Annotated in this window: 21 protein-coding genes and 2 pseudogenes; 16 read left to right on the top strand and 7 right to left on the bottom strand. The window is 62.5% G+C overall.

Annotated features, from left to right (window positions below; genetic code table 11):
• Positions 1-868 (top strand): SdiA-regulated domain-containing protein (locus GIV26_RS08790; protein WP_236280094.1); only part of this gene is annotated, 868 nt, incomplete at its 5' end.
• Here the strand turns inward: GIV26_RS08790 and GIV26_RS08785 are convergent.
• Positions 869-2,815, bottom strand: coding sequence for an autotransporter domain-containing protein (locus tag GIV26_RS08785; RefSeq protein WP_236280093.1), 1,947 nt, complete (start codon positions 2,813-2,815; stop codon positions 869-871).
• 333 nt (positions 2,816-3,148) lie between these two features.
• Positions 3,149-3,820, bottom strand: a complete 672-nt coding sequence (gene rpiA, locus GIV26_RS08780) for a ribose-5-phosphate isomerase RpiA (RefSeq protein ID WP_003195201.1) — start codon at positions 3,818-3,820, stop codon at positions 3,149-3,151.
• Between the two features lie 138 nt (positions 3,821-3,958).
• Here rpiA and ilvA point away from each other — a divergent pair, with 138 nt between their 5' ends.
• Entirely contained in the window at positions 3,959-5,473 is a 1,515-nt protein-coding gene (gene ilvA, locus GIV26_RS08775; RefSeq protein ID WP_014720367.1) for a threonine ammonia-lyase, biosynthetic, read from the top strand.
• Positions 5,474-5,513: 40 nt separating this feature from the next.
• A complete protein-coding gene (locus GIV26_RS08770; protein ID WP_014720366.1) occupies positions 5,514-5,927 on the top strand; it encodes a DUF2269 family protein in 414 nt (137 codons plus the stop codon).
• 105 nt (positions 5,928-6,032) lie between these two features.
• On the opposite strand, the gene GIV26_RS08765 is transcribed toward GIV26_RS08770, so the two are convergent.
• Complete coding sequence (locus GIV26_RS08765) at positions 6,033-6,689, bottom strand: HAD family hydrolase (RefSeq protein WP_054917040.1); 657 nt, start codon at positions 6,687-6,689, stop codon at positions 6,033-6,035.
• 143 nt (positions 6,690-6,832) lie between these two features.
• Here GIV26_RS08765 and GIV26_RS08760 point away from each other — a divergent pair, with 143 nt between their 5' ends.
• From GIV26_RS08760 to GIV26_RS08745, 4 genes and pseudogenes are all read left to right on the top strand, one after another.
• Positions 6,833-7,312, top strand: a complete 480-nt coding sequence (locus GIV26_RS08760) for an RNA pyrophosphohydrolase (protein WP_003176750.1) — start codon at positions 6,833-6,835, stop codon at positions 7,310-7,312.
• Between the two features lie 22 nt (positions 7,313-7,334).
• Positions 7,335-9,614, top strand: a complete 2,280-nt coding sequence (gene ptsP / locus GIV26_RS08755; protein ID WP_003195193.1) for a phosphoenolpyruvate--protein phosphotransferase — start codon at positions 7,335-7,337, stop codon at positions 9,612-9,614.
• Positions 9,615-9,743: 129 nt separating this feature from the next.
• Positions 9,744-9,911, top strand: a pseudogene (locus GIV26_RS08750) (hypothetical protein); the annotation flags it as partial.
• A 132-nt stretch (positions 9,912-10,043) separates the two neighbouring features.
• A pseudogene (locus GIV26_RS08745) lies at positions 10,044-10,193 on the top strand (hypothetical protein); the annotation flags it as partial.
• 98 nt (positions 10,194-10,291) lie between these two features.
• On the opposite strand, the gene GIV26_RS08740 reads toward GIV26_RS08745, so the two are convergent.
• Complete coding sequence (locus GIV26_RS08740) at positions 10,292-11,038, bottom strand: NRDE family protein (protein ID WP_236280089.1); 747 nt, start codon at positions 11,036-11,038, stop codon at positions 10,292-10,294.
• Positions 11,039-11,254: 216 nt separating this feature from the next.
• On the opposite strand from GIV26_RS08740, the gene lgt reads away from it, so the two are divergent.
• Together lgt and GIV26_RS08730 are read left to right on the top strand one after the other, a co-directional pair.
• The gene (lgt, locus tag GIV26_RS08735) at positions 11,255-12,067 is read left to right on the top strand and encodes a prolipoprotein diacylglyceryl transferase (protein WP_003195189.1); all 813 of its coding nucleotides are present in this window, start codon (positions 11,255-11,257) and stop codon (positions 12,065-12,067) included.
• A gap of 51 nt (positions 12,068-12,118) precedes the next feature.
• A complete protein-coding gene (locus tag GIV26_RS08730) occupies positions 12,119-12,952 on the top strand; it encodes a thymidylate synthase (RefSeq protein WP_014720362.1) in 834 nt (277 codons plus the stop codon).
• A 130-nt stretch (positions 12,953-13,082) separates the two neighbouring features.
• Here the strand turns inward: GIV26_RS08730 and cadR are convergent, their stop codons facing one another.
• A complete protein-coding gene (gene cadR / locus GIV26_RS08725) occupies positions 13,083-13,523 on the bottom strand; it encodes a Cd(II)/Pb(II)-responsive transcriptional regulator (protein WP_236280086.1) in 441 nt (146 codons plus the stop codon).
• Positions 13,524-13,608: 85 nt separating this feature from the next.
• Here cadR and GIV26_RS08720 point away from each other — a divergent pair, with 85 nt between their 5' ends.
• From GIV26_RS08720 to GIV26_RS08695, 6 genes are all read left to right on the top strand, one after another.
• Positions 13,609-15,921 carry a heavy metal translocating P-type ATPase gene (locus GIV26_RS08720; RefSeq protein ID WP_236280084.1) on the top strand — a complete coding sequence of 771 codons (2,313 nt, stop codon included), beginning with the start codon at positions 13,609-13,611 and terminating at the stop codon, positions 15,919-15,921.
• A gap of 16 nt (positions 15,922-15,937) precedes the next feature.
• Positions 15,938-16,801: a LysR family transcriptional regulator gene (locus tag GIV26_RS08715; RefSeq protein WP_034128973.1), complete on the top strand. Its 864-nt coding sequence runs from the start codon at positions 15,938-15,940 to the stop codon at positions 16,799-16,801.
• A 224-nt stretch (positions 16,802-17,025) separates the two neighbouring features.
• Positions 17,026-18,090, top strand: a complete 1,065-nt coding sequence (locus GIV26_RS08710; RefSeq protein WP_181124115.1) for a putative 2-aminoethylphosphonate ABC transporter ATP-binding protein — start codon at positions 17,026-17,028, stop codon at positions 18,088-18,090.
• A gap of 1 nt (position 18,091) precedes the next feature.
• Positions 18,092-19,804 carry a putative 2-aminoethylphosphonate ABC transporter permease subunit gene (locus tag GIV26_RS08705; RefSeq protein ID WP_236280082.1) on the top strand — a complete coding sequence of 571 codons (1,713 nt, stop codon included), beginning with the start codon at positions 18,092-18,094 and terminating at the stop codon, positions 19,802-19,804.
• Between the two features lie 22 nt (positions 19,805-19,826).
• Positions 19,827-20,840 carry a putative 2-aminoethylphosphonate ABC transporter substrate-binding protein gene (locus tag GIV26_RS08700; protein WP_034128970.1) on the top strand — a complete coding sequence of 338 codons (1,014 nt, stop codon included), beginning with the start codon at positions 19,827-19,829 and terminating at the stop codon, positions 20,838-20,840.
• Positions 20,841-20,963: 123 nt separating this feature from the next.
• Positions 20,964-22,091 (top strand): TIGR03364 family FAD-dependent oxidoreductase, encoded by a 1,128-nt coding sequence (locus GIV26_RS08695; protein ID WP_236280080.1) that lies wholly within the window; start codon positions 20,964-20,966, stop codon positions 22,089-22,091.
• Positions 22,092-22,120: 29 nt separating this feature from the next.
• Here the strand turns inward: GIV26_RS08695 and GIV26_RS08690 are convergent, their stop codons facing one another.
• The gene (locus tag GIV26_RS08690) at positions 22,121-23,488 is read right to left on the bottom strand and encodes a DUF3482 domain-containing protein (protein ID WP_034128968.1); all 1,368 of its coding nucleotides are present in this window, start codon (positions 23,486-23,488) and stop codon (positions 22,121-22,123) included.
• A complete protein-coding gene (locus GIV26_RS08685; protein WP_198716707.1) occupies positions 23,481-24,860 on the bottom strand; it encodes a DUF2868 domain-containing protein in 1,380 nt (459 codons plus the stop codon). Before GIV26_RS08685 ends, GIV26_RS08690 begins: the two co-directional genes overlap by 8 nt.
• A 69-nt stretch (positions 24,861-24,929) precedes the next feature.
• Here GIV26_RS08685 and GIV26_RS08680 point away from each other — a divergent pair, with 69 nt between their 5' ends.
• Positions 24,930-25,442, top strand: a complete 513-nt coding sequence (locus GIV26_RS08680; RefSeq protein ID WP_054898689.1) for a dihydrofolate reductase — start codon at positions 24,930-24,932, stop codon at positions 25,440-25,442.
• Positions 25,443-25,515: the final 73 nt, after the last annotated feature.

Below are 25,515 nucleotides of genomic sequence, written 5' to 3'. Positions count from 1 at the left end.
GCTATTGCTCGCCTTGGTCGCTGCCGGGCTGGTGGCACAGCAGTTCCGTCTGTTCGAACGCGCCTGGTTCAACTGGCAGGTGTGGTACCAGCCTGCGGATGAGCGCGCCATTGGCCTGGCGGACTACCGTGTCACCCTCGAAGGCCAGGTGATCGAAGGGCTCGACGACGATGTCTCGGCCCTGACCTACGACCCCGTGCGCAAAAGCCTGTTTACCGTCACCAATAAAAACGCCGAACTGGTCGAGTTGTCGCTGGAGGGCAAGATCCTGCGGCGCATTCCGCTGGTGGGCTTTGGCGATGCCGAAGCGGTGGAATTTATCAGCGACAACATCTACGTCATCAGCGATGAGCGCCAGCAGCGCTTGATCAAAGTGCATGTGGACGATGACACCAAGTTCCTCGACGCCGCCGATGCGGAGCAAATGACCCTGGGCGTGCACGTTGGCGGCAACAAGGGCTTTGAAGGGTTGGCCTACGACTCGGTGGGCAAGCGCTTGTTCGTGGCCAAGGAACGCGACCCCATGCTGATCTACGAGGTGCACGGGTTTCCCCATTTCAAGCCGGAAAAAACCTATTCGGTACATGTGATCAACAACCCCAAGCGCGATGCCGGGCTGTTTGTGCGCGACCTGTCGAGCCTGCAATACGACGAGCGCAGTGGCCATCTGTTGGCGCTGTCGGATGAGTCGTTCCTGGTCTTGGAGCTGGATATTGATGGTCGCCCTCTAAGCAGTCTGTCGTTGCTTAAAGGGCGCCATGGGCTGAGCAAGCGCGTGCCCCAGGCCGAAGGGATCGCCATGGATGACGACGGCACGCTGTACATGGTCAGCGAGCCCAACCTGTTTTACGTGTTCAAGAAACCCTGATCAGAACATCCATTGCACACCCAGTGAATAACCGGTCTGGCTGCCTTCAGCATGCCCTAGGCGGCCATTGACCTCGGCAAACACGCCCAACTGTGGGGTGATCGCCAGTTGGCTGCCGAGTTGTGCGCGAGCGAAGCTCTTATCCACTGAGCCCAGCCTGGCGGTGCGGGCCTGGCCATCGGCGCGTGCGGTGAGTTGCAGGTCGTCCAGGCGGCCGTCGGCCAATTCCTTGACCCAGGCGATGTCGCCGTAGGGCATCAGGTTCAGGCCATAGGGCAGGGCAACAGCGCCGCGCACGCGCCAACCGAGGCTGGCTTCCAGGGAGTCGAAAGACTGCTCTTCGTACTCCAGTGCCGTGCGCAGGTTCTGCTTTTCGTGGAACTTGTCGATGCGGTAATGGCTGTAGTCCAGGCCGGCGAACGGCCCGCTCTTGATCGCGCCAAAGTCAAAGTCATAGCCACCCAGCACTCGTGCGCCCAACGCCAGGGCATCGGTGTCGCCCGTCAGTTGCTGATTGAGCAGGATCGGCCCGCCATTGGCCTGGATGACCAGGTTGCGCTTGGAGTCGAAGCGGGTGTGGCCCACGCTCAGGTCACCGGCCAGCCAGCTTGGCCCGCCATCGTTGAGCAGCGCATAGACGGCTGCCTGCCAGGTGTCGCTGTCGAGCTTGCCGCGATGCTCCAATTTGTCGCGCCCATTGAGGTAGCTGAGGCTGGCGCCGATATTCAGGCTTGAAGTCAGTTGGTAGTCGCCGAGGGCATGCAGGCCCACGCGCCGGGCTTCGGGGTTGGGGGCCGTGTCGAAGCCGCTGTCCGGGTTGTATTCGCCATCCACACCGATCTCGCCATCAAAGCTTGCGACCTCGCGGCTGGCCGCTTGCAGGGTCAGCCAGCGGCGATCATGCAGGCGCACCAGGGCCTGATGCTGGCGCTGCAGGTTGTCTTGCATATTGCGCGCAACGGCACCGCCAGAAGCGGTCGAGGCCATCAGGTCGGCGTTGGTCAGTTCCAGCACCAGGCGGCTGAGCAGGCGTGAATAGTCACGCAGGCGCTGGTCAATGCGCGCCTGGCCGAACGCATCGGTCAGCACGGCTTTGTTGTCTTCGTTCGGGTCGTGCCAGGTCGAGCCGCCGGGGATTTTCGGGTTGTCGGTCTGGGTGTAGCCGTCCAGGTCGCCCAGTTCCCAGTTGGTGGCCTCTATATAGAGGATCGGGATATTCAGCGGTTCGAACGCTTCACCATCGCTGCAGCAGCCCGTGCCCTTCGGGTACTGCGGGTCGAGGCCGGGGTTGCTGAACAAGGGAATGTTCAACTCCTTGGCGATCTGGAAGGCGTGCTCGCGCAAGGAGGCCAAGGCCGGGTTGGCGGTGCTGTTCTGGCCGGCGTGGGCATACATCATGTCGCCGGTGATCAGGCTGTCGAGGTTGATCATCGCGAGCATGTTGGCGCGCTGGCTGGCGCTGAGTGAGTCGACAAAGGCACGGGAGCCGCGCAGGCCTTCTTCTTCGGCGCCGAAGCCAACGATTTGCAGGCCATTTTCCAGTGACAGGCCGCCGAGGTTCTTCGCCACCTCGGTCAACACGCTGGCGCCGGAACCGTTGTCATCCAGGCCTTGCAGGGTCGGGCGGCCGAAGTAAGTGTCGAAGTGCGCGCCAATCACCACGTATAGGGCCTTGGTACCAGCGGCAGAGGCCACCACGTTTTGCGAAGCCCGGCTGCCGTTGTTCCAGGTGAAGTCCTGGCGGCTGAAGTTATAGGCCGTGCCCATCTGGCTCTGCATCCAGTCGGCTGCCCCGGCAAAATTTGCCGTGCCTCGATATCGGCCAGGGTAGTCGTTGATCAGTTTTTCCAGGGTGGTGTTGGCGTGCTGGCCGTAATCGTAGGCCTGGGTATGCGTGGACAGCAGGGCACCGGCAACGCTGATGGCGAAGGCTAGAGGCTTTATCACAAGGTCTTCCTTGAGGTGATGGGAATGTGCAAGCCCAGACCCTTTGCACAATGCGCGCCTCATTCCATGGGCGGCTGCGAATTGGCGCATTGTTAAACGCGTGGGTCGCGTGGCTGTAATTTGTAACGGATTGGATACCAGGCGTGGCAGGGGATGCCGTGACAGAGCGCACGGTTTTGGCGAGGAGTGCTGCGAAAAGTAGCGTTTTTGTTACATCGCTCTTGAGTCGAGCGCTAACACATGTGGGAGCTGGCTTGCCTGCGATGGCATCGCCTCGGTATCCATTGATACACCGAGTCGTCTGCATCGCGGGCAAGCCCGGCTCCCACAGGGTCAGGCCTTGAGGGTTTTCACGCCTTCCGGGGTGCCCAGCAGCAATACATCCGCCGGGCGCGCTGCGAACAGGCCGTTGGTGACCACGCCCACAATGGCGTTGATCTGCGTCTCAAGCTCCACCGGGTTGGTGATCTGCATATTGAACACGTCGAGGATGATGTTGCCGTTGTCGGTCAACACACCTTCGCGGTACACCGGGTCGCCGCCCAGTTTCACCAGCTCGCGGGCCACGTGGCTGCGGGCCATGGGGATGACTTCCACCGGCAGTGGGAACGTGCCCAGCACGGGAACCAGCTTGCTCGCGTCGGCGATGCAAATGAAGGTCTTGGCCACGGCCGCGACAATCTTCTCGCGGGTCAGGGCCGCGCCGCCGCCTTTGATCAGGTTCAGGTGCTCGTCGCTTTCATCGGCGCCGTCGACGTAGAACTCCAGGTCGCTCACGGTGTTGAGCTCGTACACCGGAATGCCATGGCCCTTGAGGCGGGCAGCGGTGGCTTCGGAACTGGCCACGGCGCCGTCGAACGCGCCCTTGTGCTGGGCCAGTGCGTCGATGAAGCAGTTGGCGGTGGAACCGGTGCCGACACCGACGATGCTCTTGTCGTCGAGCTTAGGAAGGATTAAATCGACAGCGGCCTGGGCCACTGCCTGTTTGAGTTGATCCTGGGTCATGCGGGCTCCGGAACGGGCGGGGAATTAACGAGGGCGGCGAGTATAACCCAACAAAACCTCGGGATTCGTGTGGTCGCCCGGCCAAACGCTGGGTTAGACTCCTTGGCCCTGCCCAACCCGTGAAGTAGATGCCTGCCGATGCTTGAACACTACGTCAAAAAAATCCTCACCTCGCGTGTTTACGACATCGCCGTGGAAACCCCCTTGCAGACTGCCCGCCAGCTCTCCGAGCGGCTGGGTAACAAGATTTGGCTCAAGCGCGAAGACTTGCAGCCGGTGTTCTCGTTCAAGATTCGCGGCGCCTACAACAAGCTGACCCAGCTCAGTGCCGAAGAACGTGCGCGCGGCGTCGTCACCGCGTCGGCCGGCAACCATGCCCAGGGCCTGGCCCTGGCGGCCAAGGTGCTGGGGGTCAAGGCCACCATCGTGATGCCCAAGACCACCCCGGAGATCAAGGTCGAAGGCGTGCGCTCCCGTGGCGGCAAAGTGGTGCTGCACGGTGATTCCTTCCCGGAAGCCCTGGCCTACTCGCTCAAGCTGGTCGACGAAAAAGGCTACGTGTACATCCACCCCTACGATGATCCGCACACCATTGCCGGGCAGGGCACCGTGGCGATGGAAATCCTGCGCCAGCACCCAGGGCCGCTGGACGCGATTTTCGTACCGGTGGGCGGCGGCGGTCTGATCGCCGGGATTGCGGCGTATGTGAAATACCTGCGCCCGGAGATCAAGATCATCGGCGTGGAACCGGACGACTCCAACTGCCTGCAAGCCGCCATGGCGGCGGGCGAGCGTGTGGTATTGCCGACCGTGGGCATCTTCGCCGACGGCGTGGCGGTGGCGCAGATCGGCCAGCACACCTTCGACATCTGCAAGGACTATGTGGATGAAGTGATCACCGTCAGCACCGATGAAATCTGTGCGGCGATCAAGGACATCTACGACGACACCCGCTCCATCACCGAGCCGGCGGGTGCGCTGGGCGTGGCCGGGATCAAAAAGTACGTCGAGACCCGCGGTGTCAGCGGCCAGACCTTTGTCGCCATCGACTCGGGCGCCAACGTCAACTTCGACCGTTTGCGCCATGTGGCCGAGCGCGCCGAACTGGGTGAAGGTCGTGAGGCCATTATCGCCGTGACCATCCCCGAGCGGCCGGGCAGCTTCAAGGCCTTCTGCGAGGCGGTGGGCAAGCGCCAGATCACCGAATTCAATTACCGCTACCACTCCGGCAGCGAAGCGCACATTTTCGTCGGCGTGCAGACCCACCCGGAGAACGACCCGCGCAGCGCGTTGGTGGCCAGTTTGACCAGCCAGGGTTTCCCGGTGCTGGACCTTACCGAGAACGAACTGGCCAAGTTGCACATTCGCCATATGGTCGGCGGGCATGCGGCCAAAGTCAGCGACGAGCTGGTGTTTCGTTTCGAGTTTCCGGAGCGGCCGGGGGCGTTGTTCAACTTTCTCCACAAGCTCGGCGGGCGCTGGAACATCTCGATGTTCCACTACCGCAACCACGGCGCGGCTGACGGCCGAGTGGTGGCGGGCTTGCAAGTACCGGCGGACGAGCGCCACCTGGTGCCTGCCGCGCTGGCGCAAATCGGTTACCCGTACTGGGATGAAAGCGAAAACCCGGCTTACCAGCTGTTCCTCGGTTGAGCGACTACGCTGACTGAGCGGCCTATAAGGAATAGAGACCATGGAAACGCTGACCACCCTCAAGGTGATCCACATCACCGCCACCGTATTGCTGCTGCTCAGCGGCCTCGGCCTGGCCGTATTGGCGTGGCGTAAACGCAGCGCCGGCCCGGCCGCGACCGTGCAGCGCCCCTGGGCATTTGTATGGCTGCTGATGGGAATTTGCCTGGTGAGCATGCCCTTTACCGGATGGTGGCTGGTGCACTTGCTCGGCTGGCCATTGGGGCAAACCTGGATCTTGGGCTCCAGCATCCTCTACACCGTGGCGGCGCTGGCCTGGTTCTGGCTGGTGGCGCGGCTCAATCGGCTGCGCAAGGGCGAGGGCGGGAGCCTGAATTTCACCCTGGTGCTGGCGGTGGTCAGCCTGGTGGGGTTTGTGGCGATTGCAGGGCTCATGGGCGCCAAGCCTGTTTGAAACCGCGTCGCCTTCATCGCAGGCAAGCCAGCTCCCACACTTGACCGGATTCCAGCATGAGAACAGGGTCAAAATGTGGGAGCTGGCTTGCCTGCGATAGCGTTGTCAGCTGCGCAGCGTAATCACCGGCCAACCCCGTTTCTGGGCCTCAGCACGAAGATTCGGATCCGGATCCACTGCCACCGGGTGCGTTACCTGCTCCAGCAACGGCAAATCATTCATCGAATCGCTGTAGAAGTAGCTGTCTTCCAGGCTATGCCCGGTTTCTTCCAACCAGCGGTTCAAACGCGTCACCTTGCCCTCGCGAAAGCACGGCACATCGGTACTGCGCCCGGTATAGCGGCCATCCACCATTTCGCATTCGGTGGCGATCAGGGTCTCGACGCCCAGGCGGGCGGCAATCGGCGCGGTGACGAAGCGGTTGGTGGCGGTGATGATCACCAGCTTGTCACCGGCGGCGCGGTGCCTGGCCAGCAGTTCAACGGCCTTCGGGAGCATGATGGGCTCGATGCAGTCGCGCATGTAGTCGTTGTGCCACGCGTCCAGCTGGGCCATCTCGGTGCGGCCGAGGATTTCCAGGCAGAAGTTCAAGTAGGCGGCGTTATCCAGCCGGCCGGCCAGGTAGTCCTGGTAGAACTCGTCGTTGCGGGCCTTGTAGGCTACCGCGTCGAGAATCCCGCGTTCACACAGGTAATCGCCCCAGGCGTGATCGCTGTCACCGCCCAGAAGGGTATTGTCCAAGTCGAATAAAGCCAGGCGCATTGCAGTTACTCGCTGAAAAGTCTGTAAAAAGGCGTCCAGAATACGGTCTTTTCACAAGAGTGCACATAAGGTAAGAAGCCTCGTTGCCGCTGGAACAACCTTTGTGGAACAATGCGGCGACATGCGTTTGCGAGGTTGTTGCCGTGATCGACCCCGATGGTTTCCGTCCTAATGTCGGCATTATTCTGACGAATGATGCCGGACAGGTGCTATGGGCTCGCCGAATCAACCAAGATGCCTGGCAGTTTCCTCAAGGTGGAATCAACCCCGACGAAACCCCTGAAGACGCCTTGTACCGTGAGTTGAACGAAGAAGTCGGCCTTGAGCGCGAAGATGTGCAAATTCTGGCCTGTACCCGTGGCTGGTTGCGCTATCGTTTGCCGCAACGCCTGGTGCGTACCCACAGCCAACCGCTGTGCATCGGCCAGAAGCAGAAATGGTTTCTTTTGCGCCTGATCTCCAACGAGCAGCGGGTGCGGATGGATTTGACCGGTAAACCGGAGTTCGATGGCTGGCGCTGGGTCAGCTATTGGTATCCGTTGGGCCAGGTGGTGACATTCAAGCGCGAGGTTTATCGTCGCGCTCTCAAAGAGCTTGCCCCGCGCCTTTTAGCGCGCGACTGACGACGGAGTTCGACCCCGAGCCATGCTCAATACGCTGCGCAAGATCGTCCAGGAAGTTAACTCCGCCAAGGATCTCAAGGCGGCGTTGGGGATTATTGTGTTGCGCGTCAAGGAAGCCATGGGCAGCCAGGTCTGCTCGGTTTACCTGCTGGACCCCGAGACCAACCGTTTTGTGCTGATGGCCACGGAGGGCTTGAACAAGCGCTCCATCGGCAAGGTCAGCATGGCGCCCAATGAAGGTCTGGTGGGCCTGGTGGGGACGCGTGAAGAACCCCTGAACCTCGAGAACGCGGCCGATCACCCGCGTTATCGCTACTTTGCCGAAACCGGTGAAGAGCGCTACGCCTCGTTCCTTGGCGCACCGATCATTCACCACCGCCGTGTTGTCGGCGTGTTGGTCATCCAGCAAAAAGAGCGTCGCCAGTTCGACGAAGGCGAAGAAGCCTTCCTGGTGACCATGAGCGCGCAACTGGCCGGGGTTATCGCCCACGCCGAAGCGACCGGCTCGATTCGCGGCCTGGGGCGCCAGGGCAAGGGTATCCAGGAAGCCAAGTTCGTCGGCGTACCGGGTTCGCCAGGCGCCGCGGTGGGTACCGCGGTGGTCATGCTGCCGCCAGCCGACCTCGATGTGGTGCCGGACAAGAGCGTCAGTGACATCGACGCCGAGATCAAACTGTTCAAGACCGCCCTCGAAGGCGTGCGCGCCGACATGCGCAACCTGTCGACCAAGCTGGCCACCCAGTTGCGTCCCGAAGAGCGTGCGCTGTTCGACGTGTACCAGATGATGCTCGACGACGCGTCCCTGGGTAACGAAGTCAAGACCGTGATCAAGACCGGCCAGTGGGCCCAGGGCGCGTTGCGCCAGGTGGTCACCGATCACGTCAACCGTTTCGAAATGATGGACGACGCCTACCTGCGCGAGCGGGCATCGGATGTGCGCGACCTGGGGCGCCGTCTGTTGGCGTACCTGCAGGAAGACCGCAGCACCAACATGGTCTTCCCCGATAACACCATCCTGGTCAGTGAAGAATTGACCGCCACCCAGCTTGGCGAAGTGCCTGAAGGCAAGCTGGTAGGCCTGGTCTCGGTATTGGGTTCGGGTAACTCCCACGTGGCGATCCTGGCCCGGGCCATGGGTATCCCGACGGTGATGGGCCTGGTGGACCTGCCGTACTCCAAGGTCGATGGCATCGACATGATCGTCGACGGGCATCGCGGCGAGGTGTTCACCAACCCCAGCGACGTGCTGCGCAAGCAATACGCCGAGGTGGTGGAAGAAGAGAAGCAACTGGCCCAGGGCCTGGATTCGCTGCGCGAGCTGCCGTGTGTCACCCCCGACGGCCACCGCGTACCGCTGCTGGTCAACACCGGCCTGCTGGCGGATGTAGCTCGTGCGCAACAACGCGGCGCCGAAGGGGTGGGTCTGTACCGCACCGAAGTGCCGTTCATGATCAACCAGCGTTTCCCGAGCGAGAAGGAGCAGCTGGCGATTTATCGCGAGCAATTGCAAGCCTTCCACCCGTTACCGGTGACGATGCGCAGCCTGGATATTGGCGGCGACAAGTCACTGTCCTATTTCCCGATCAAGGAAGACAACCCCTTCCTTGGCTGGCGTGGCATCCGCGTTACCCTCGACCATCCCGAAATCTTCCTCGTCCAGACCCGCGCCATGCTCAAGGCCAGCGAGGGCTTGAACAACCTGCGTATCCTGCTGCCGATGATCTCCGGCACCCATGAACTGGAAGAAGCCCTGCACCTGATCCACCGCGCCTGGGGCGAAGTGCGCGACGAAGGCGCCGATGTGCCGATGCCGCCGATTGGCGTGATGATCGAAATCCCTGCGGCGGTGTACCAGGCCAAGGAACTGGCGCGGCAGGTGGACTTCCTGTCGGTAGGCTCCAACGACCTGACCCAGTACCTGCTGGCCGTGGACCGTAACAACCCACGGGTGGCCGACCTCTACGACTACCTGCACCCGGCGGTGCTGCAAGCGCTGCAACACGTAGTGCGCGACGCCCATGCCGAAGGCAAGCCGGTGAGTATCTGCGGCGAAATGGCCGGTGACCCGGCGGCGGCGGTGCTGTTGATGGCGATGGGCTTTGACAGCCTGTCGATGAACGCCACCAACTTGCCGAAAGTGAAGTGGATGCTGCGCCAGGTGGAATTGAGCAGGGCCAAGGATTTGCTCGCCGAGTTGATGACTATCGACAACCCGCAAGTTATCCACAGCTCGCTGCAATTGGCGCTGAAAAACCTGGGGTTGACCCGGATGATCAACCCGGCCTCGGCCAAGACCCTGTAGGAGCGAGCTTCTAGCAGATCGTTCCCGCGCTCTGCGTGGGAATGCAGCCCTGGACGCTCCGCGTCGGCTTTTAGAGCGTGACGCAGAGCGTCACAAGAGGCGTTTCCCACGCAGAGCGTGGGAACGATCAAAGTGAAGTGGATGCTGCGCCAGGTGGAATTGAGCAGGTCGAAGGATTTGCTCGCCGAGTTGATGACCATCGACAACCCGCAAGTTATCCACAGTTCGCTGCAATTGGCGCTGAAAAACCTGGGGTTGACCCGGATGATCAACCCGGCCTCGGCCAAAACCCTGTAGGAGCGAGCTTCTAGCAGATCGTTCCCGCGCTCTGCGTGGGAATGCAGCCCTGGACGCTCCGCGTCGGCTTTTAGAGCGTGACGCAGAGCGTCACAAGAGGCGTTCCCACGCAGAGCGTGGGAACGATCAATGCGCCAGGTGGAATTGAGCAGGGCCAAGGACTTGCTCGCCGAGTTGATGACCATCGACAACCCGCAAGTTATCCACAGCTCGCTGCAATTGGCGCTGAAAAACCTGGGGTTGACCCGGATGATCAACCCGGCCTCGGCCAAAACCCTTTAGACCGAGGCGCCTTCATCGCAGGCAAGCCAGCTCCCACCTGTGGAATGCATTCCCCTGTGGGAGCTGGCTTGCCTGCGATAGCGGTGGTCCAAGCAGCGCTAAAACATCAGGTCCACCTCACCCAGCCGCCCCCCGTGCGGGCCAAAGCTGCGCTCCAGCATCCGCCGCGTCCCATCGGCATTCACGATCAGCGCCGTGCTCGCCCGTGTCCCATAACTGGGGCTGGCGATAAACACGCTCGACAGCAGGCTTTCGGTCGCCAGGCCTACGCCGGTGTCCGGCAACTCAGCAAACGGGGCAGTCTGCGGGTCGCTGAGAATTCCCAGCAGTGCCTCAGGCTCGGGGTTTTCCAGCACGGCGCTGAACGCTGCTTTGGCCTTCACCAGCTTCGGCCATGGCGTATTCAGGCCGGCATTGGATAACCCGTACACCCCCGCCTTCAACCGCGTCGGCTCGGTATCATTGGCGTTGTAGTGCCACAGCTCATCCCGCGTGCCCACCAGCAGGTTGAACCCGGCATATTCAATCGAGCGGCCATTTACATCGGCCAAATAATCGTCGATCGGCAGCGAGCCGCTGAGAAACCGCGCAACCAGTTCGCCGCGAGACTTGCGTGCCGGTGGCTGGTGCGGGTCGCGGATGTTGGTCAAGGCGGCAAAGCGCCCATCCGCGTTCACCCCCAGCCAGGTGCCCCCGGCCTCCTGATCGCGACCGGCATAGACCTGGGGCGCATCCGCCCAATGGGCCAGCGGCAGGCTGGGGCGGGCGTAGAACTCATCGCGGTTGGCCGCAACGATCAGCGGTTGGGCATGGCCCGGTCGCCAGGCGAAAACAATCAGGCACATCGGGTGACCCCTTTTGTGTTTTTGCCACTCTACCCACAGACGCGCCGGTGTTCCATCGTCTCGAAGTTGGGCCGCGCACCTCTGATCCGTTAACATGCCGGGCTGTTTGGTGTGTATGTGAACTTCTTAATTTGATCTCGCAGCTGTAACGCAGGCTTAATCGCACATCGGCATGGTCCGGTGCGTCATGACTAAATGTTTTAACGAGGAGTCGCAATGCTGCCTTACCCGCAGATCGACCCGGTGGCCCTGGCCATCGGTCCGCTGAAAATCCATTGGTACGGGTTGATGTACCTGATCGGCATCGGCGGTGCCTGGCTGCTGGCTTCCCGGCGCCTGAACCGTTTCGACCCGACCTGGACCAAGGAGAAGCTCTCCGACATGGTGTTCTGGATGTCGATGGGCGTGATCGTCGGCGGGCGCCTGGGGTATGTGCTGTTCTACGACCTGTCTGCGTATCTCGCCAACCCGACCCTGATCTTCGAAGTGTGGAAGGGCGGCATGGCGTTCCACGGCGGGTTTATCGGCGTGATGATCGCCGCCTGGTGGTTTGGTCGGCGCAATGGCAAGTCGTTCTTCCAACTGATGGACTTCGTCGCACCCTTCGTGCCGATCGGCCTGGGCGCCGGGCGCATTGGTAACTTTATCAACGCCGAGTTGTGGGGCAAGCCGACCGACGTACCGTGGGCGATGGTGTTCCCGCCGTTCAGCGACCCGGCGCAATTGCCGCGCCACCCGTCGCAGCTTTACCAGTTCGCGTTGGAAGGTGTGGCGCTGTTCCTTATTCTCTATATCTTCTCGCGCAAGCCACGCCCAACCATGGCCGTCTCGGGCATGTTCGCGCTGTTCTACGGGATTTTCCGCTTTATCGTCGAATTCGTACGGGTACCGGATGCGCAGTTGGGCTACCTGGCGTGGGGCTGGCTGACCATGGGTCAGGTGCTTAGCCTGCCGATGATCCTGGCGGGCCTGGGCATGCTGTGGTGGGCGTACAATCGCCCGCAGCCGCTGAAGAACGCCGCGCTTTAAATTCGAATGCCAAGACCAGGAGGTCTTGGCTTCAACGATACGGGTAAAAACATGAAGCAATATCTCGAACTGCTGCAGGACGTCGTGACCAATGGCCTGACCAAGGGCGACCGCACGGGCACCGGCACCAAGGCTGTGTTTGCGCGTCAGTATCGGCATAACCTGGCCGACGGCTTCCCGCTGCTGACCACCAAGAAGCTGCACTTCAAAAGCATCGCCAACGAACTGATCTGGATGTTGAGCGGCAACACCAACATCAAGTGGCTCAACGAAAATGGCGTGAAGATTTGGGATGAGTGGGCCACCGAAGACGGCGACCTGGGCCCGGTCTACGGCGAGCAGTGGACGGCCTGGCCGACCAAGGACGGCGGCACGATCAACCAGATCGACTACATGGTGCACACGCTCAAGACCAACCCCAACAGCCGTCGCATCCTGTTCCACGGCTGGAACGTTGAATACCTGCCGGACGAAACCCAGAGCCCGCAGGAAAACGCGCGTAATGGCAAGCAAGCCTTGCCGCCGTGCCATTTGCTTTACCAGGCGTTCGTGCATGACGGCCATCTGTCGATGCAGCTGTATATCCGCAGCTCCGACGTGTTCCTGGGCCTGCCGTACAACACTGCCGCGCTGGCGTTGCTGACCCACATGCTGGCCCAGCAGTGCGACCTGATCCCCCACGAGATCATCGTCACCACGGGCGACACCCACGCCTACAGCAACCACATGGAACAGATCCAGACCCAGTTGGCGCGTACGCCGAAAAAACTGCCGGAACTGGTGATCAAGCGTAAGCCTGCGTCGATCTACGACTATAAGTTCGAAGACTTCGAAATCGTGGGTTACGACGCCGACCCAAGTATCAAGGCCGACGTGGCGATCTAAAGCCCTATTCGGTGAAAAACTGTGGGAGCTGGCTTGCCTGCGATAGCGCAGTGTCAGGCGACATTAATGTCGCTGGTCCACCGCCATCGCAGGCAAGCCAGCTCCCACATGGGTTTGGTGTTCACCTGAGTTAATGGCCGTGGCTTCTGCCCACATGCGAAGGCTCGGCCTCGCTGGCCGCAATCCCGCCGCTGACCTCCAACTGCTGCAAGATCCCGCACTGGTTCCCGCCGCCGCAGCGTTGACGCAAGTCCAGCAGTTGCTCCTGCAAGGCCAACAATCCATCGATCCGCGCTTTCACATGATGGATATGTTCGTCGATCAACGCATTCACGCTTTCGCACTGGTCCTGGGGACTGTCACGCAGCCCCAGCAGGCTGCGGATTTCTTCGAGGGTCATGTCCAGGCTGCGGCAGTTGCGGATAAAGGTCAGTCGCTCGGTATGCACCTGGGTGTACACGCGGTAGTTGCCGTCGGTGCGTGCCGGGGGCGGCAGCAGGTTTTCCTTCTCGTAATAACGGATGGTTTCCACCGGGCAATCGGTGAGTTTGGCCAGTTCGCCGATCTTCATCGCAGCAATCTCCAAATGGGTGCTTGACCCTATAGTGGCTACAGGGTCTTTACTTGGCAACAGGCACCTTTACGGACGCGACCTGATGAGCCACTCCATTTATACCCCGCACAAGCACGACCACAAGCATGATCACGATCACGATCACGATCACGATCACGCTCATGACCACGGCCATGATCACAAACATGACCATGGGCCTGCCAAACTCACGCCTGTGGATAACCACGGCCATTCCGGCTCCTGCTGCTCCGGCACTGCCGGGCCTGCCATCGTGACCTTGAGTGAAGCGCCCACCGCCGGCTCGCGCCTGAGCACCTTCCGCATCGAAGCCATGGATTGCCCTACCGAGCAGACGCTGATCCAGAACAAGCTGGGCAAGCTCGCTGGCGTGCAGCAACTGGAATTCAACCTGATCAACCGCATCCTCGGCGTCACCCATGACCTGCCGAACACGGCGCCGATCATTGAGGCAATCAAGTCCATCGGCATGCAGGCCGACCCTATCGAAGAAGGCAGCCCCGCTGCCGCGCCGCCCGCCAAGAAACATTGGTGGCCGCTGGCGGTGTCGGGCGTGGGTGCCCTGGGGGCAGAGGTGTTGCACTTCACTGGTGTGGCGCCCACCTGGGTAATCGCGCTGGTGGCGTTGGTGTCGATTCTCAGCGGCGGCCTTACCACCTACAAGAAGGGCTGGATTGCCCTGAAGAACTTCAACCTCAATATCAATGCCTTGATGAGCATCGCGGTGACGGGCGCGATCCTGATTGGCCAGTGGCCGGAAGCGGCGATGGTGATGTTCCTGTTCACCGTGGCCGAGTTGATTGAGGCCAAGTCCCTGGACCGGGCGCGCAACGCCATCAGCGGCCTGATGCAGATGACCCCGGAACAGGCCACGGTGCGCCAGGCCGATGGTTCCTGGCTGGAACAAGAGGTCAAGAGCATTGATCTTGGCGCGATTGTCCGAGTAAAACCCGGCGAGCGCATCGGGCTCGACGGTGAAGTCACGGCCGGCCAGTCCACCATCGACCAGGCACCGATCACCGGGGAAAGCCTGCCGATAGAAAAAACCGTGGGCGATAAAGTGTTTGCCGGCACCATCAACCAGGCCGGCGCCCTGGAGTACAAGGTCACCGCCGCGGCCAACAACTCCACGCTGGCGCGGATCATTCACGCCGTGGAACAGGCTCAAGGCGCACGCGCACCGACCCAGCGCTTTGTCGACAGTTTCTCCAAGGTCTACACCCCGGCTGTCTTCCTGTTTGCCCTCGGTGTGGCGGTGATTCCGCCGCTGTTCATGGCGGGCGTGTGGTTTGACTGGATCTACCGCGCCCTCGTGCTGCTGGTGGTGGCCTGCCCTTGTGCCTTGGTGATCTCCACCCCGGTGACCATTGTCAGCGGCCTGGCGGCGGCGGCGCGCAAAGGCATCCTGATCAAGGGCGGCGTGTACCTGGAGGGCGGCTACAAGCTCGACTACCTGGCCCTCGACAAGACCGGAACCATCACCCACGGCAAACCGGTACAAACCGACTACCTGCCGCTGTTCCCGAACATCGAAGACAGCGCGCCGGCCCTGGCGGCCAGCTTGGCATCGCGTTCCGATCACCCGGTGTCCCTGGCGATTGCCAACGCGGCTGTGGATAAAAACCTGTCGACTCACGCTGTGGATAACTTCGAAGCCCTGGCCGGGCGCGGTGTGCGGGGTGATATCAACGGCCAGACCTATCACCTGGGTAACCACCGCCTGGTGGAAGACCTCGGTCTGTGTTCCGAGGCCTTGGAAGAGAAACTCTTTGCCCTGGAAAAACAAGGCAAGTCCGTGGTGTTGCTGTTGGACAAGTCTGGCCCGCTGGCGCTGTTTGCCGTGGCCGACACGGTCAAGGAGAGCAGCCGCGAAGCCATTCAGCAGTTGCACGACCTGGGCATCAAGACCCTGATGCTCACCGGCGACAACACCCACACTGCCAAGGCCATTGCGGCCCAGGTGGGTATCGACCAGGCCCAGGGCGACCTGTTGCCCACCGACAAGCTGCAAGCCATCGAAACCCTCTACGGCCAGGGCCATCGGGTGGGCATGGTGGGTGATGGCATCAACGACGCCCCGGCCCTGGCCCGTGCCGAGATCGGCTTTGCGATGGCCGCGGCGGGCACTGACACCGCTATCGAGACCGCCGACGTGGCGCTGATGGACGATGATTTGCGCAAGATTCCGGCTTTCATTCGGTTGTCGCGGCAAACGTCGAGTATCCTCAAGCAGAACATCGCCCTGGCGCTGGTGATCAAGGCGATCTTCCTGGCCGTCACGTTCATGGGCATGGCGACCATGTGGATGGCGGTCTTCGCCGACATGGGCGTGAGCCTGCTGGTGGTGTTCAATGGCCTGCGCCTGGTGCGCAAATAGAGGATGAGAGGGTGGTGTGCTGAGTGCTGAGTTAAAGGCGTTTTTCATGGTCGCCCGCCTGGGCAGCATTACCCAGGCGGCGAAGAAACTCGGCTTGAGCCAGCCCACGGTGACCACCCAGATTCGCAACCTGGAAAGCCACTACGGCGTCGAGTTGTTCTACCGTGGCGGCCGCCGCCTCACCGTCAGCGACGAAGGCGCGCGGCTATTGCCGATGGTCAAGGCGCTGTTGCAGCAGGAAGCGGATATCGAGTTTTTCCTGCGCAACAACGGCCAGGTCCAGGGTGCGCTGAGAATTGCCGCAACGGCGCCGTATTACATCCTCGATCTGGTCAAAGCCTTTCGCGAGCGCCTGCCCCAGGTGGACGTGTCGGTGGAAATCGGCAACTCCCAGCAGGTGCTTGAGGCGCTGGACGATTACCGCGTCGATGTCGCGGCCTCATCGCAATTGCTGGAAGACGCCCGGCTGATCCGCCGCGTGCTGGGCACCGACCCGCTGGTGCTGGCGGTGCACCGCAATCACCCGTTGGCCAAGCTCGATCACGTAACGTTGAGCGCGCTAGTCGGGCATACCTTGCTGATGCGTGAAGCGGGCTCCACCACCCGCCGGCTGACGGAAGAGATGTTGAAGAACGCCGGCGTGGGGTACGGGCCGTTGCTGGAGATTGGCAGCCGTGAGTCGATTCGCGAGGCGGTGCTGCGCAACATCGGCATCAGCATCATCGCCCGCCAGGAAGTGCCCCATGACCCGCAGTTGCGCGTGCTGACCATCGAGAATGCACCGCAGATTCCGGAGTATCTGTATTGCCTCAAGGAGCGCAAAGGAGCGCGCCTGCCGGCGGCGTTCCTTGGCCTGGCTCAGGAAATGTCACCCCTCTGATCGTTCCCACGCTCCGCGTGGGAACGCCGCCCAGGACGCTCCGCGTCCGTGACGCGGAGCGTCACTAGAGACATTCCCACGCAGAGCGTGGGAACGATCATGATAGCGGTCGTGAGTCCTACACAAATCCACCAATACCACTATCACCTCTTTTTGCCTTTCTGCCACACCCGCTACGCATTGCCCTCCTAGCATGGCCTTCATCCGTTCGATGAGGTGCCACCATGCACACAGCCCTGACCCAACCCGGCGCACCGATGAAAGTGCGCGCAATCCAGAAACGCTTTGGCGCCTTCACCGCGCTGGACAACGTCTCCCTGGACGTCGCCGCCGGCGAGCTGGTGTGCCTGCTGGGCCCTTCCGGCTGTGGCAAGACCACACTGCTGCGCTGCATCGCCGGCCTGGAGCGCCAGGACAGCGGTGAGCTTTACCTGGGCGAGCGGGACGTGTCCTTGCTGCCACCCCAGGCGCGGGACTACGGCATCCTGTTCCAGTCCTATGCGTTGTTTCCCAACCTCAGCGTTGAAGCGAACATCGGCTACGGCCTCACCGGCAGCGGCCGCGATGAAGTGCGCAAGCGGGTCGCGCAGATGCTCGAACTGGTCGGCCTGATGGGCAGCGAAAAGAAGTACCCCGGCCAACTCTCCGGCGGCCAGCAACAGCGCGTCGCCCTGGCCCGCGCACTGGCGCCGGCGCCGTCGTTATTGCTGTTGGATGAGCCGATGTCGGCCCTCGATGCCCGGGTACGCGAGCACCTGTGCACCGAACTGCGCCAACTGCAGCGGCGCTTGGGTATCACCACCTTGATGGTGACCCACAACCAGGACGAAGCCATGTTGATGGCCGACCGTATCGCCGTGATGAACAACGGCAAGGTCGAGCAGTACGCCACGCCCCAGGAAATCTACGACCGCCCGGCCACGCCGTTCGTGGCGGAGTTTGTCGGCCAGGGCAACTGGTTGCCGTTCAGCCGTAACAGCGCCAGCCATGCCCAGGTGGGTGGGTTGAACATGCGCCTGGCTGAGGACGCGGGTGTCGCCCAGTCCGGCCGCTTGTTCTGCCGCCCGGAAGCCATTTGCGTCAACCCGCTGGTGCATGAAGAAAACCTGTTCCCGGCCAAGGTTCGCGAGATCACCTTTCTCGGTAACCGCTGCCGCATGAGCTTTGAGCTGGAACAATTGCCGGGCCATGCGTTGCTGGCTGAACTGGCGCCGGAAGCGATGCCGCGCCTGGGCGCCCAGGACATCTGGGTGGCGTTGCCGCCGCGCAGCCTGCAGGTGTTTGCCTGAGATGGGGGCTGTGATGACATTGCCGGTACCGCGCCAGGTGTCCCGCGCCGAGTGGGGCGACCGCCTCTTCGTGGTCGGCGGCAAGTGGCTCTGGCTGGGGCTGTTAGTGGTGGCGGTGCTGTCGCCGCTGTTGGCGATCTTCTGGCGCGGCTTCAGCAGCGAAGCCGGGCAGGGCGGTGGCCTGGTAGCCGCTCGCGAACTGCTGAGCAGCGCCAACTTTCATTGGTTGCTGGGCAATAGCCTGAAAGTTTCCCTCAGCGTGGCGGCCATCGTCGTGCCGCTGGCCTACTTGTTTGCCTATGCCCTGCAACGCACGCTGATCCCCGTCAAGTCCATCTGGCGCGGCCTGTCATTGCTGCCATTGATGGCGCCGTCGATGCTGCCGGGCATTGCCCTGGTTTATCTGTTCGGCAACCAGGGCCTGCTGCGCGGTTTGTTCTCGGAGAATATCTACGGTTTCTGGGGCATTGTGCTCGGTGAGGTGATTTACACCTTTCCCCATGCCTTGATGATCTTGCTCTCGGCGTTGTCCCTGGCGGATGCGCGTTTGTTCGACGCCGCTTCGAGCATGGGCGCCAGCCCGGCACGGGCGTTTCGCAGCATTACCTGGCCGGCCACGCGCCAGGCGGTGTTCGCCGCTTTCTGCCTGGTGTTCACCCTGACCATCACCGACTTCGGAGTACCGGTGGTGGTGGGCGGCGATTATCAGGTGCTGGCGCTGGAAGCCTACAAGGCGGTGGTGGGCCAGCAACAGTTCGGTCGCGGCGCGTTGATCGGCATGGTGTTGCTGCTGCCGGCGCTGTTCAGCTTTGGCGTGGATGCGTGGTTGCGCCGTCGGCATGGCGACGCGATGAGCGGCCGCGCCCAGGTGTTCCAGCCAGCGCCATCGCGGCTGCGCGACGGGTGCTACCTGGCCGTCGTGCTGCTGATTTGCGCGGCGTTGCTGCTGGTGTTCGGCATGGCGGTGTACTCCTCGCTGGTGAAATTCTGGCCGTACAACCTGTCGCTGTCGCTCAACCACTACCAATTCGAAGACACCGCCGGCGGCGGCTGGCTGGCCTATCGCAACAGCCTGACCATGGCGCTGTGCACGGCGTTGATCGGCAGCGTGCTGATTTTCACCGGCGCCTATCTGATGGAAAAAACCAAGGGCCAGAAAAACCTCAACCTGGCGCTGCGCATGCTCAGCTTCGTGCCGATGGCCGTGCCGGGCCTGGTCCTGGGGCTGGGCTACGTGTTCTTCTTCAACCTCAACGGCAACCCGTTGCATGTGTTGTACGGCAGCATGGCGTTGCTGGTGGTGTGCACCATTGCGCACTACCTGACCACCGCGCAGATGACCGCGACCACCGCCTTGCGCCAGTTGGACGCCGAGTTCGAAGCTGCCGCGTTGTCCCTCAAGGCACCGTTGTACCGCCATTATCTGCGCGTCACGGTGCCGATCTGTCTGCCGGCGCTGCTGGACATCCTGCGCTACCTGTTTGTCTCGGCGATGACCACCGTCTCCGCCGCGATCTTCCTCTACAGCCCCGACACCATCCTCGCCGCCGTCGCCGTGCTGAACATGGACGACGCCGGCAATGTGGGTGGCGCGGCGGCCATGTCGACCCTGATCCTGTTCACCTCGGCCAGCGTCTCGCTGCTGCTGGCGTGGGCTTCACGTGGCGCGCTGCGCCGCTCCCAAGCCTGGCGCCAGCGCGCACCTGGCCAATAAACATCCCTGAAGGAGGTGCTCCATGTTCAAGCCCCTGGCGCTGGTCGCTGCAGTCCTCACGGCATTCAGTCTGAATGCCTTCGCCAAGACCGAGTTGACCGTGTACACGGCCCTTGAAGCCGAGCAATTGAAGACCTACAAAAAAGCTTTCGAACAGGCCAACCCCGACGTCGAGATCAAGTGGGTGCGCGACTCCACCGGCATCATCACCGCCAAACTGCTGGCCGAGAAAGACCGCCCCCAGGCTGACGTAGTGTGGGGCCTGGCCGCCTCCAGCCTGGCGATCCTCGATCAGCAAGGCATGCTCGACAACTACGCGCCCAAGGACCTGGACAAGATCGGCAAGCATTACCGCGACGCCGCCAACCCTCCGGCCTGGGTGGGCATGGACGTGTGGGCCGCCACCCTCTGCTTCAACACCGTCGAAGCCGAGAAGCAGGGCCTCACCAAACCGGTGAGCTGGCAGGACCTGACCAAGCCCGAATACAAGGGCAAGATCGTGATGCCTAACCCGGCGTCTTCAGGCACCGGCTTCCTGGATGTCAGCGCCTGGCTCCAGACCTTCGGCGAGAAGCAAGGCTGGCTGTACATGGACGACCTGCACCGGAACATCGGCCAGTACGTTCACTCCGGCTCCAAGCCGTGCAAGCTGGCGGCGTCCGGTGAGTTCCCGATTGGCATTTCCTTCGAATACCCGGCGGTTCAGCTCAAACGCCAGGGCGCGCCGCTGGAGATCATCCTGCCCAAAGAGGGCCTGGGCTGGGAGATCGAAGCCACCGCTGTGATCAAGGGCACTGCCCATGCCGACGCGGCGAAAAAACTCGCCGACTTCTCTGCCAGCACCGCGGCGATGGACCTGTACAAGGAAAACTTCGCCGTGCTCGCGCAACCGGGTATCGCCAAGCCGCAGACCGAATTGCCGGCGGACTATGAGCAACGGTTGATCAAGAACGACTTTGTCTGGGCTTCCAGGAACCGTGACAGCATCCTGGCCGAATGGCGTAAGCGTTATGACGGTAAGTCGGAAAAACAGTAACCGATCGTTCCCACGCTCCGCGTGGTAACGCCGCTCTGGACGCTCCGCGTCCGCTTTTAAAGGTCGTGACGCGGAGCGTCACCGGATGAATTCCCACGCGGAGCGCGGGAACCAGAGGACAGTATGAGTAGTGATCTGTTAGTCGTCGGCGCCGGCATCCTCGGCCTCTCCCACGCCTATGCCGCCGCCAGGCGCGGCCTTAAGGTCAAGGTGTTCGAGCGCAGCGCCACGCCATTGGGCGCCTCAGTGCGCAACTTCGGCCAGGCACTGGTCACCGGTCAACCACCAGGGCCAATGCTGGACCTGGCGCGGGAAAGCCGCGAAATCTGGGGCCAGTGGGCGCAAGCGGCGGGCCTGGCGCTCAAGCGCAATGGCTCCTACCTGTTCGCCCGCACTGAAGCCGAAGAACATCTGCTCGAAGCCTTCTGCGACGGGCGCGCGCGGGAGCACGGCTACAACGTCGAGCTGCTGCAGGGCGCTGCCATGAACGACCTGTACGCCGGCCAGTTCCGCCATCACCGCGCCGCCCTGCATGGCAAGGATGACCAGCAGCTGTACTCCCGCGAGGCGATCCCGGCGCTGATCCATTACCTGAGCCAGCACTTGCACGTGGAGTTTCACTTCTCCACGCTGGTACGTGACGTAGAGCAGGGCCAGCTGCACAGCACGGCCGGCAGCTTTCGCGGGGAGCAGATCGTTGTCTGTTCAGGCCACGACTATCAGACCCTGCTGGCCGAATCCATCGCCCCGCTCAACCCGCACACCTGCCGCCTGCAAATGCTGCGTGCGCGGCCGGTGCTTAATCTGAACCTGCAACACGCGCTGCTCACCGGCTTGAGTTGCGTGCATTACGGCGCTTTCGCCGACCTGCCGGAAGCCGCTGTGGTCCAGGCGCAGATTCTGCGCGAAACGCCACATCTGCAGGAACACGGCATTCATCTGCTGATCAGCCCCACGCCCCATGGCGAGCTGATCATCGGCGACTCCCACCATTACGACAGCGACCCGTCGCCCTTCAATGCCGAGCAGATCGATGACTGGATGATCGAGCTGGCGCAGCAGACCCTGGGGTGCAACATCCAGGTGGTCGAGCGCTGGCAAGGCGTCTACGGCGCTCGCGGCCCCGGGCCGTTTTCGTTTGTGCAGGCGGCACCTGGCGTCAGCGCTGCCTTGATGCACACCGGCGTAGGGATGAGCGTGGGGCCGGCCATGGCCGAGCGCAATATCCGCAGGTTATGGGGAGAAGCGTGATGAACCCGGAACAGGCAGGCATTGGCGGTTCAGGTCTGGTCCAGGCGTTGGGCCAGGGCTTCAACCTGCTCTTGGCGCTCGGCCTGGCTTAGTTTCGCGTGGGGGTTGAGGGATGACCATTGCGGATAGGCGCGGGCTTTGTTCAAGGCGTCGGGCAGTTTGCCCTCGCGCCAGGTTTTGTCCTGGGGCGTATCGACCTTGATGCTGTGCATTGCCGCATGGCCGCGCAGGTTCAGGGCCTTGAGCAACTGGCGCTGGCGCAGGGCTAGCAGGCGCAGCACGCTGTCGTCGACGGTCAGCTCGCGCTGGCCCTTGATCTTGCCGAGCAGGCGACTGCCGTAGCTGCGTGCGGTTTGCAGGGCGCCACCGGCGATAGCGCCTGCCAGGGCCGCGGCGCCAAGGGTCAGGCCGCCGACCAGTAGATCCACGCCAGCACCGGCAGCGGCTCCGGCAGCTATCCCGCCGCCGACCCGCACGCCAAGTTGCTTGAGGGTTTCGGGGTTGAACAAGTCATCGCCCCAGCGACCGTCGAGCAGCGGCAGGTCGCTGGCCGCCGCGTCCTGTGGGCGAAAGCCGAACAGTTTGAGCAGGGCTTCAACGCACTTTTGTTCGCGTTGGCGCACGGCCTTGCGTAAGTCGCTGACGGCTTGGGGCTCATTCTCGGTTGTCACACTGCGACGGCAGGCCGCGCAGTCGATCAACAGTTCGGCGATCAAGCGGGCGGCGCTTTGCTGGCGAGCCTGGCGCTGGGCTTCTTGATCGAGGATCAGGCGTTCCAACTGCGGCCGTGAGTTTTCCAGCAGCAGGGCCAGGCTTTCATACAGCCGGCGTTCGCCGTCTTCGGGCGGTGCCACGCTGTCGAAACGCACCAGCGCATGCAGGCCGAGGCGGGCCAGGGCTTCGCGCCAGTCCGGTTCGCGGTGGTCGCTGCTGCTGACAAAGTTGAGCACCGGCAACAACGGCTTGCCGCAACTGGCCAGCACTTGCAGTTCGTCGCGGTACTTGGCCAGCACCGGCTCGCGAGCGTCGATCACGTACAGGCCGGCATCGGAGGCCAGCAACTGGCGCAGCACCTTGGCTTCCTGTTCGAAACGCTGGCGCGCCTCGCTGCCTTCCAGGAAACGCGCCAGCCGCGCAGGGCCATCCAGGCGTTCGCCGGGGCGGTCGAGGCGTTCCAGGTAATCGAGCAGGGCGATGGCGTCTTCCAGGCCGGGAGTGTCGTACAGCTCCAGCAAAGCTTCGCCATCTACCGATAGGCGTGCACCTTCCACGTGCCGCGTGGTGCTGGGGCGATGGGACACTTCGCCAAAGCCGACATCGCGGGTGAGGGTGCGCAACAATGAGGTTTTGCCCACGTTGGTATGGCCGACCACGGCGAGTTTCAGCGGTTTAGTCATGACCTGTCTCCAGCCAAGTGAGCGGCGCGCAATCTGCAAACGACACTTCAAGCTGTTGCAACGCGGCATGCCAGTCGCCCAGGCGCTCGGCGTCCAGCGCCTGGCCCGGTGGTGCCTGCAGCAGCCATACGCGAGTGTCGGTGGCGCTGCGTGCCAGCTCGGCGATCAGTGCCAGGCTGCCACGGTCGGGCGAGCGGCGCGGGTCACAGGCGATGGCCAGGCGCGCGGGTGGGAAACGGCTGAGTTGCTCCAGCAGTTTGTTGCGTGATTCGCGGCTGTCGAGGATGCCGGCGTTCTTGACGTTGGCAGGCAGTTTGGGGGGCCAAGGGTGTTGGTCGTCGAGTTCGATGGCGACCAGCAAGGCGCCATCACTCTCCAGCTCACTTGCGCCGCCGCTGATCGGGTGCAGGTGTTCGGGCGCCACATCGTTGACCCCCAGGCGCTCGCTGCTGGGCATCAGGCGTTCGCGCAGTTGGGCGTAACCGGGCAGGTTGAGGTCCAGGTGCAACGCTGCGCGCCCGCGTTTCCATCGCCACAGGCACAGCAAGGCAAGGATCAACCGCGGCAGCAGACCGTAGACCAGCAACACGCCCACCAGCCAGGCCGCCCAGGCCTGGCGGGCGCTTTCGATATTCAGCGCGGAGTCGCCGCTGGCGCGGATCATCTCCACGGTGGGCACATTGAAACCGAGCAGAGCCGGGAGTGTGCCGAGGGCCTGGGTCACGGCGACAAAGGTATCGGCGCCGAGAATGGTGGTTTCCCACACAAACCCATAGCGGCGGGTGGCGAGCAGAGTCAGTAGGATCACCAGGGCGCTGAGCAAGGCCAGCAACCACAAGCTGTTGACCAGCACACCCACCGCCCAGCGATTGAGTTTTTGCCGTTGCAGCAACAGCAACAACGCCGGGGCCAGTTGCGCGGCCTTGGCGTCACGGGCCAGTTTCTCGCTGAGCCACAACCACAGCCGGCCAAGGCTGGCGCTGTGTTCGCCGGCAAACAGCAGGCCCAGGGCCCAACTGATCAGCAAGATCAGGTTCAGGCCGAGCAGGCTGCCCAAGGCCCAAAACACATTCACCGGAGCCAGGCCATTGCCCAGCGCGGCGAACGCCAAACCGGCGCCGCTGATGACGGCCACCGCCGCCAGTAACAACAGCGCCAGGCGTGCGCCTTGCAGCCAGCGGCTGAGCGCGGCGGCCAAACCATCGCGCTCGGCCAGGTGCAGCGCACGCTGCTGGATGCGCGTGGCCAGGTCGCCCCCGGCGGTGCGGGCCAAGCGGTTGGCTTCCAGGTCTTCCAGGGGGCCGGCGTGTTCTTCCCGCAGGCGCACGGTTTCTGTCAGCCAAAGTCTGTGCAGCGGGTTCAGTGCAGTCACGCGCCGTCCTGTCGTGTTGATGAGGTTGGAGCATAACCGCTGGCTCGCCGCTCTGGTATTCTCGTCGCCATGAAAAAAACTCTCCCTTTAAGCCTGATCGCAGCCCTCGGTGAAAACCGTGTGATCGGCGTCGACAACAGCATGCCCTGGCATTTGCCGGGGGATTTCAAATATTTCAAAGCCACCACCCTTGGCAAGCCGATCATCATGGGGCGCAAGACCTGGGATTCCCTGGGCCGACCGCTGCCGGGGCGCTTGAACCTGGTGGTCAGCCGTCAGACCGATCTTGTGCTGGAAGGTGCGGAAGTTTTTCCTTCACTGGGTGCAGCGGTCGAGCGCGCTGAGGAATGGGCCAAGGCGCAAGGCGTGGACGAGCTGATGCTGATCGGCGGCGCGCAGTTGTATGCGCAGGGGCTGGAACAGGCCGATCGCTTGTACCTGACCCGCGTGGCGCTGAGCCCGGGAGGGGATGCGTGGTTTCCGCAGTTTGATGGGAACCAGTGGAAGCTGGTGTCGAATGTCGAAAATCCGGCTGAAGGTGATAAGCCGGCCTACAACTTCGAGGTGTGGGAGCGCAACTAGTGTAGGAGCGAGCTTGCTCGCGAAGATCGTCAACGATGGCGCGGGCATTCTGAATGAACGCGGCGCCCTCAGG

Source organism: Pseudomonas sp. PA-1-3F (assembly GCF_021609665.1).
GTDB lineage: Bacteria > Pseudomonadota > Gammaproteobacteria > Pseudomonadales > Pseudomonadaceae > Aquipseudomonas > Aquipseudomonas paracarnis.
This window is presented reverse-complemented; position numbering and strand designations above follow the sequence as displayed.

Excerpts from the sequence above, each read along its gene's own strand:
- rpiA (WP_003195201.1), bottom strand. The coding sequence starts at position 3,820 with ATGACCCAGGATCAACTCAAACAGGCAGTGGCCCAGGCCGCTGTCGAT.
- ilvA (WP_014720367.1), top strand. The coding sequence starts at position 3,959 with ATGCTTGAACACTACGTCAAAAAAATCCTCACCTCGCGTGTTTACGAC.
- GIV26_RS08770 (WP_014720366.1), top strand. The coding sequence starts at position 5,514 with ATGGAAACGCTGACCACCCTCAAGGTGATCCACATCACCGCCACCGTA.
- GIV26_RS08765 (WP_054917040.1), bottom strand. The coding sequence starts at position 6,689 with ATGCGCCTGGCTTTATTCGACTTGGACAATACCCTTCTGGGCGGTGAC.
- ptsP (WP_003195193.1), top strand. The coding sequence starts at position 7,335 with ATGCTCAATACGCTGCGCAAGATCGTCCAGGAAGTTAACTCCGCCAAG.
- GIV26_RS08740 (WP_236280089.1), bottom strand. The coding sequence starts at position 11,038 with ATGTGCCTGATTGTTTTCGCCTGGCGACCGGGCCATGCCCAACCGCTG.
- lgt (WP_003195189.1), top strand. The coding sequence starts at position 11,255 with ATGCTGCCTTACCCGCAGATCGACCCGGTGGCCCTGGCCATCGGTCCG.
- GIV26_RS08730 (WP_014720362.1), top strand. The coding sequence starts at position 12,119 with ATGAAGCAATATCTCGAACTGCTGCAGGACGTCGTGACCAATGGCCTG.
- cadR (WP_236280086.1), bottom strand. The coding sequence starts at position 13,523 with ATGAAGATCGGCGAACTGGCCAAACTCACCGATTGCCCGGTGGAAACC.
- GIV26_RS08720 (WP_236280084.1), top strand. The coding sequence starts at position 13,609 with ATGAGCCACTCCATTTATACCCCGCACAAGCACGACCACAAGCATGAT.
- GIV26_RS08710 (WP_181124115.1), top strand. The coding sequence starts at position 17,026 with ATGCACACAGCCCTGACCCAACCCGGCGCACCGATGAAAGTGCGCGCA.
- GIV26_RS08705 (WP_236280082.1), top strand. The coding sequence starts at position 18,092 with ATGGGGGCTGTGATGACATTGCCGGTACCGCGCCAGGTGTCCCGCGCC.
- GIV26_RS08700 (WP_034128970.1), top strand. The coding sequence starts at position 19,827 with ATGTTCAAGCCCCTGGCGCTGGTCGCTGCAGTCCTCACGGCATTCAGT.
- GIV26_RS08695 (WP_236280080.1), top strand. The coding sequence starts at position 20,964 with ATGAGTAGTGATCTGTTAGTCGTCGGCGCCGGCATCCTCGGCCTCTCC.
- GIV26_RS08690 (WP_034128968.1), bottom strand. The coding sequence starts at position 23,488 with ATGACTAAACCGCTGAAACTCGCCGTGGTCGGCCATACCAACGTGGGC.
- GIV26_RS08680 (WP_054898689.1), top strand. The coding sequence starts at position 24,930 with ATGAAAAAAACTCTCCCTTTAAGCCTGATCGCAGCCCTCGGTGAAAAC.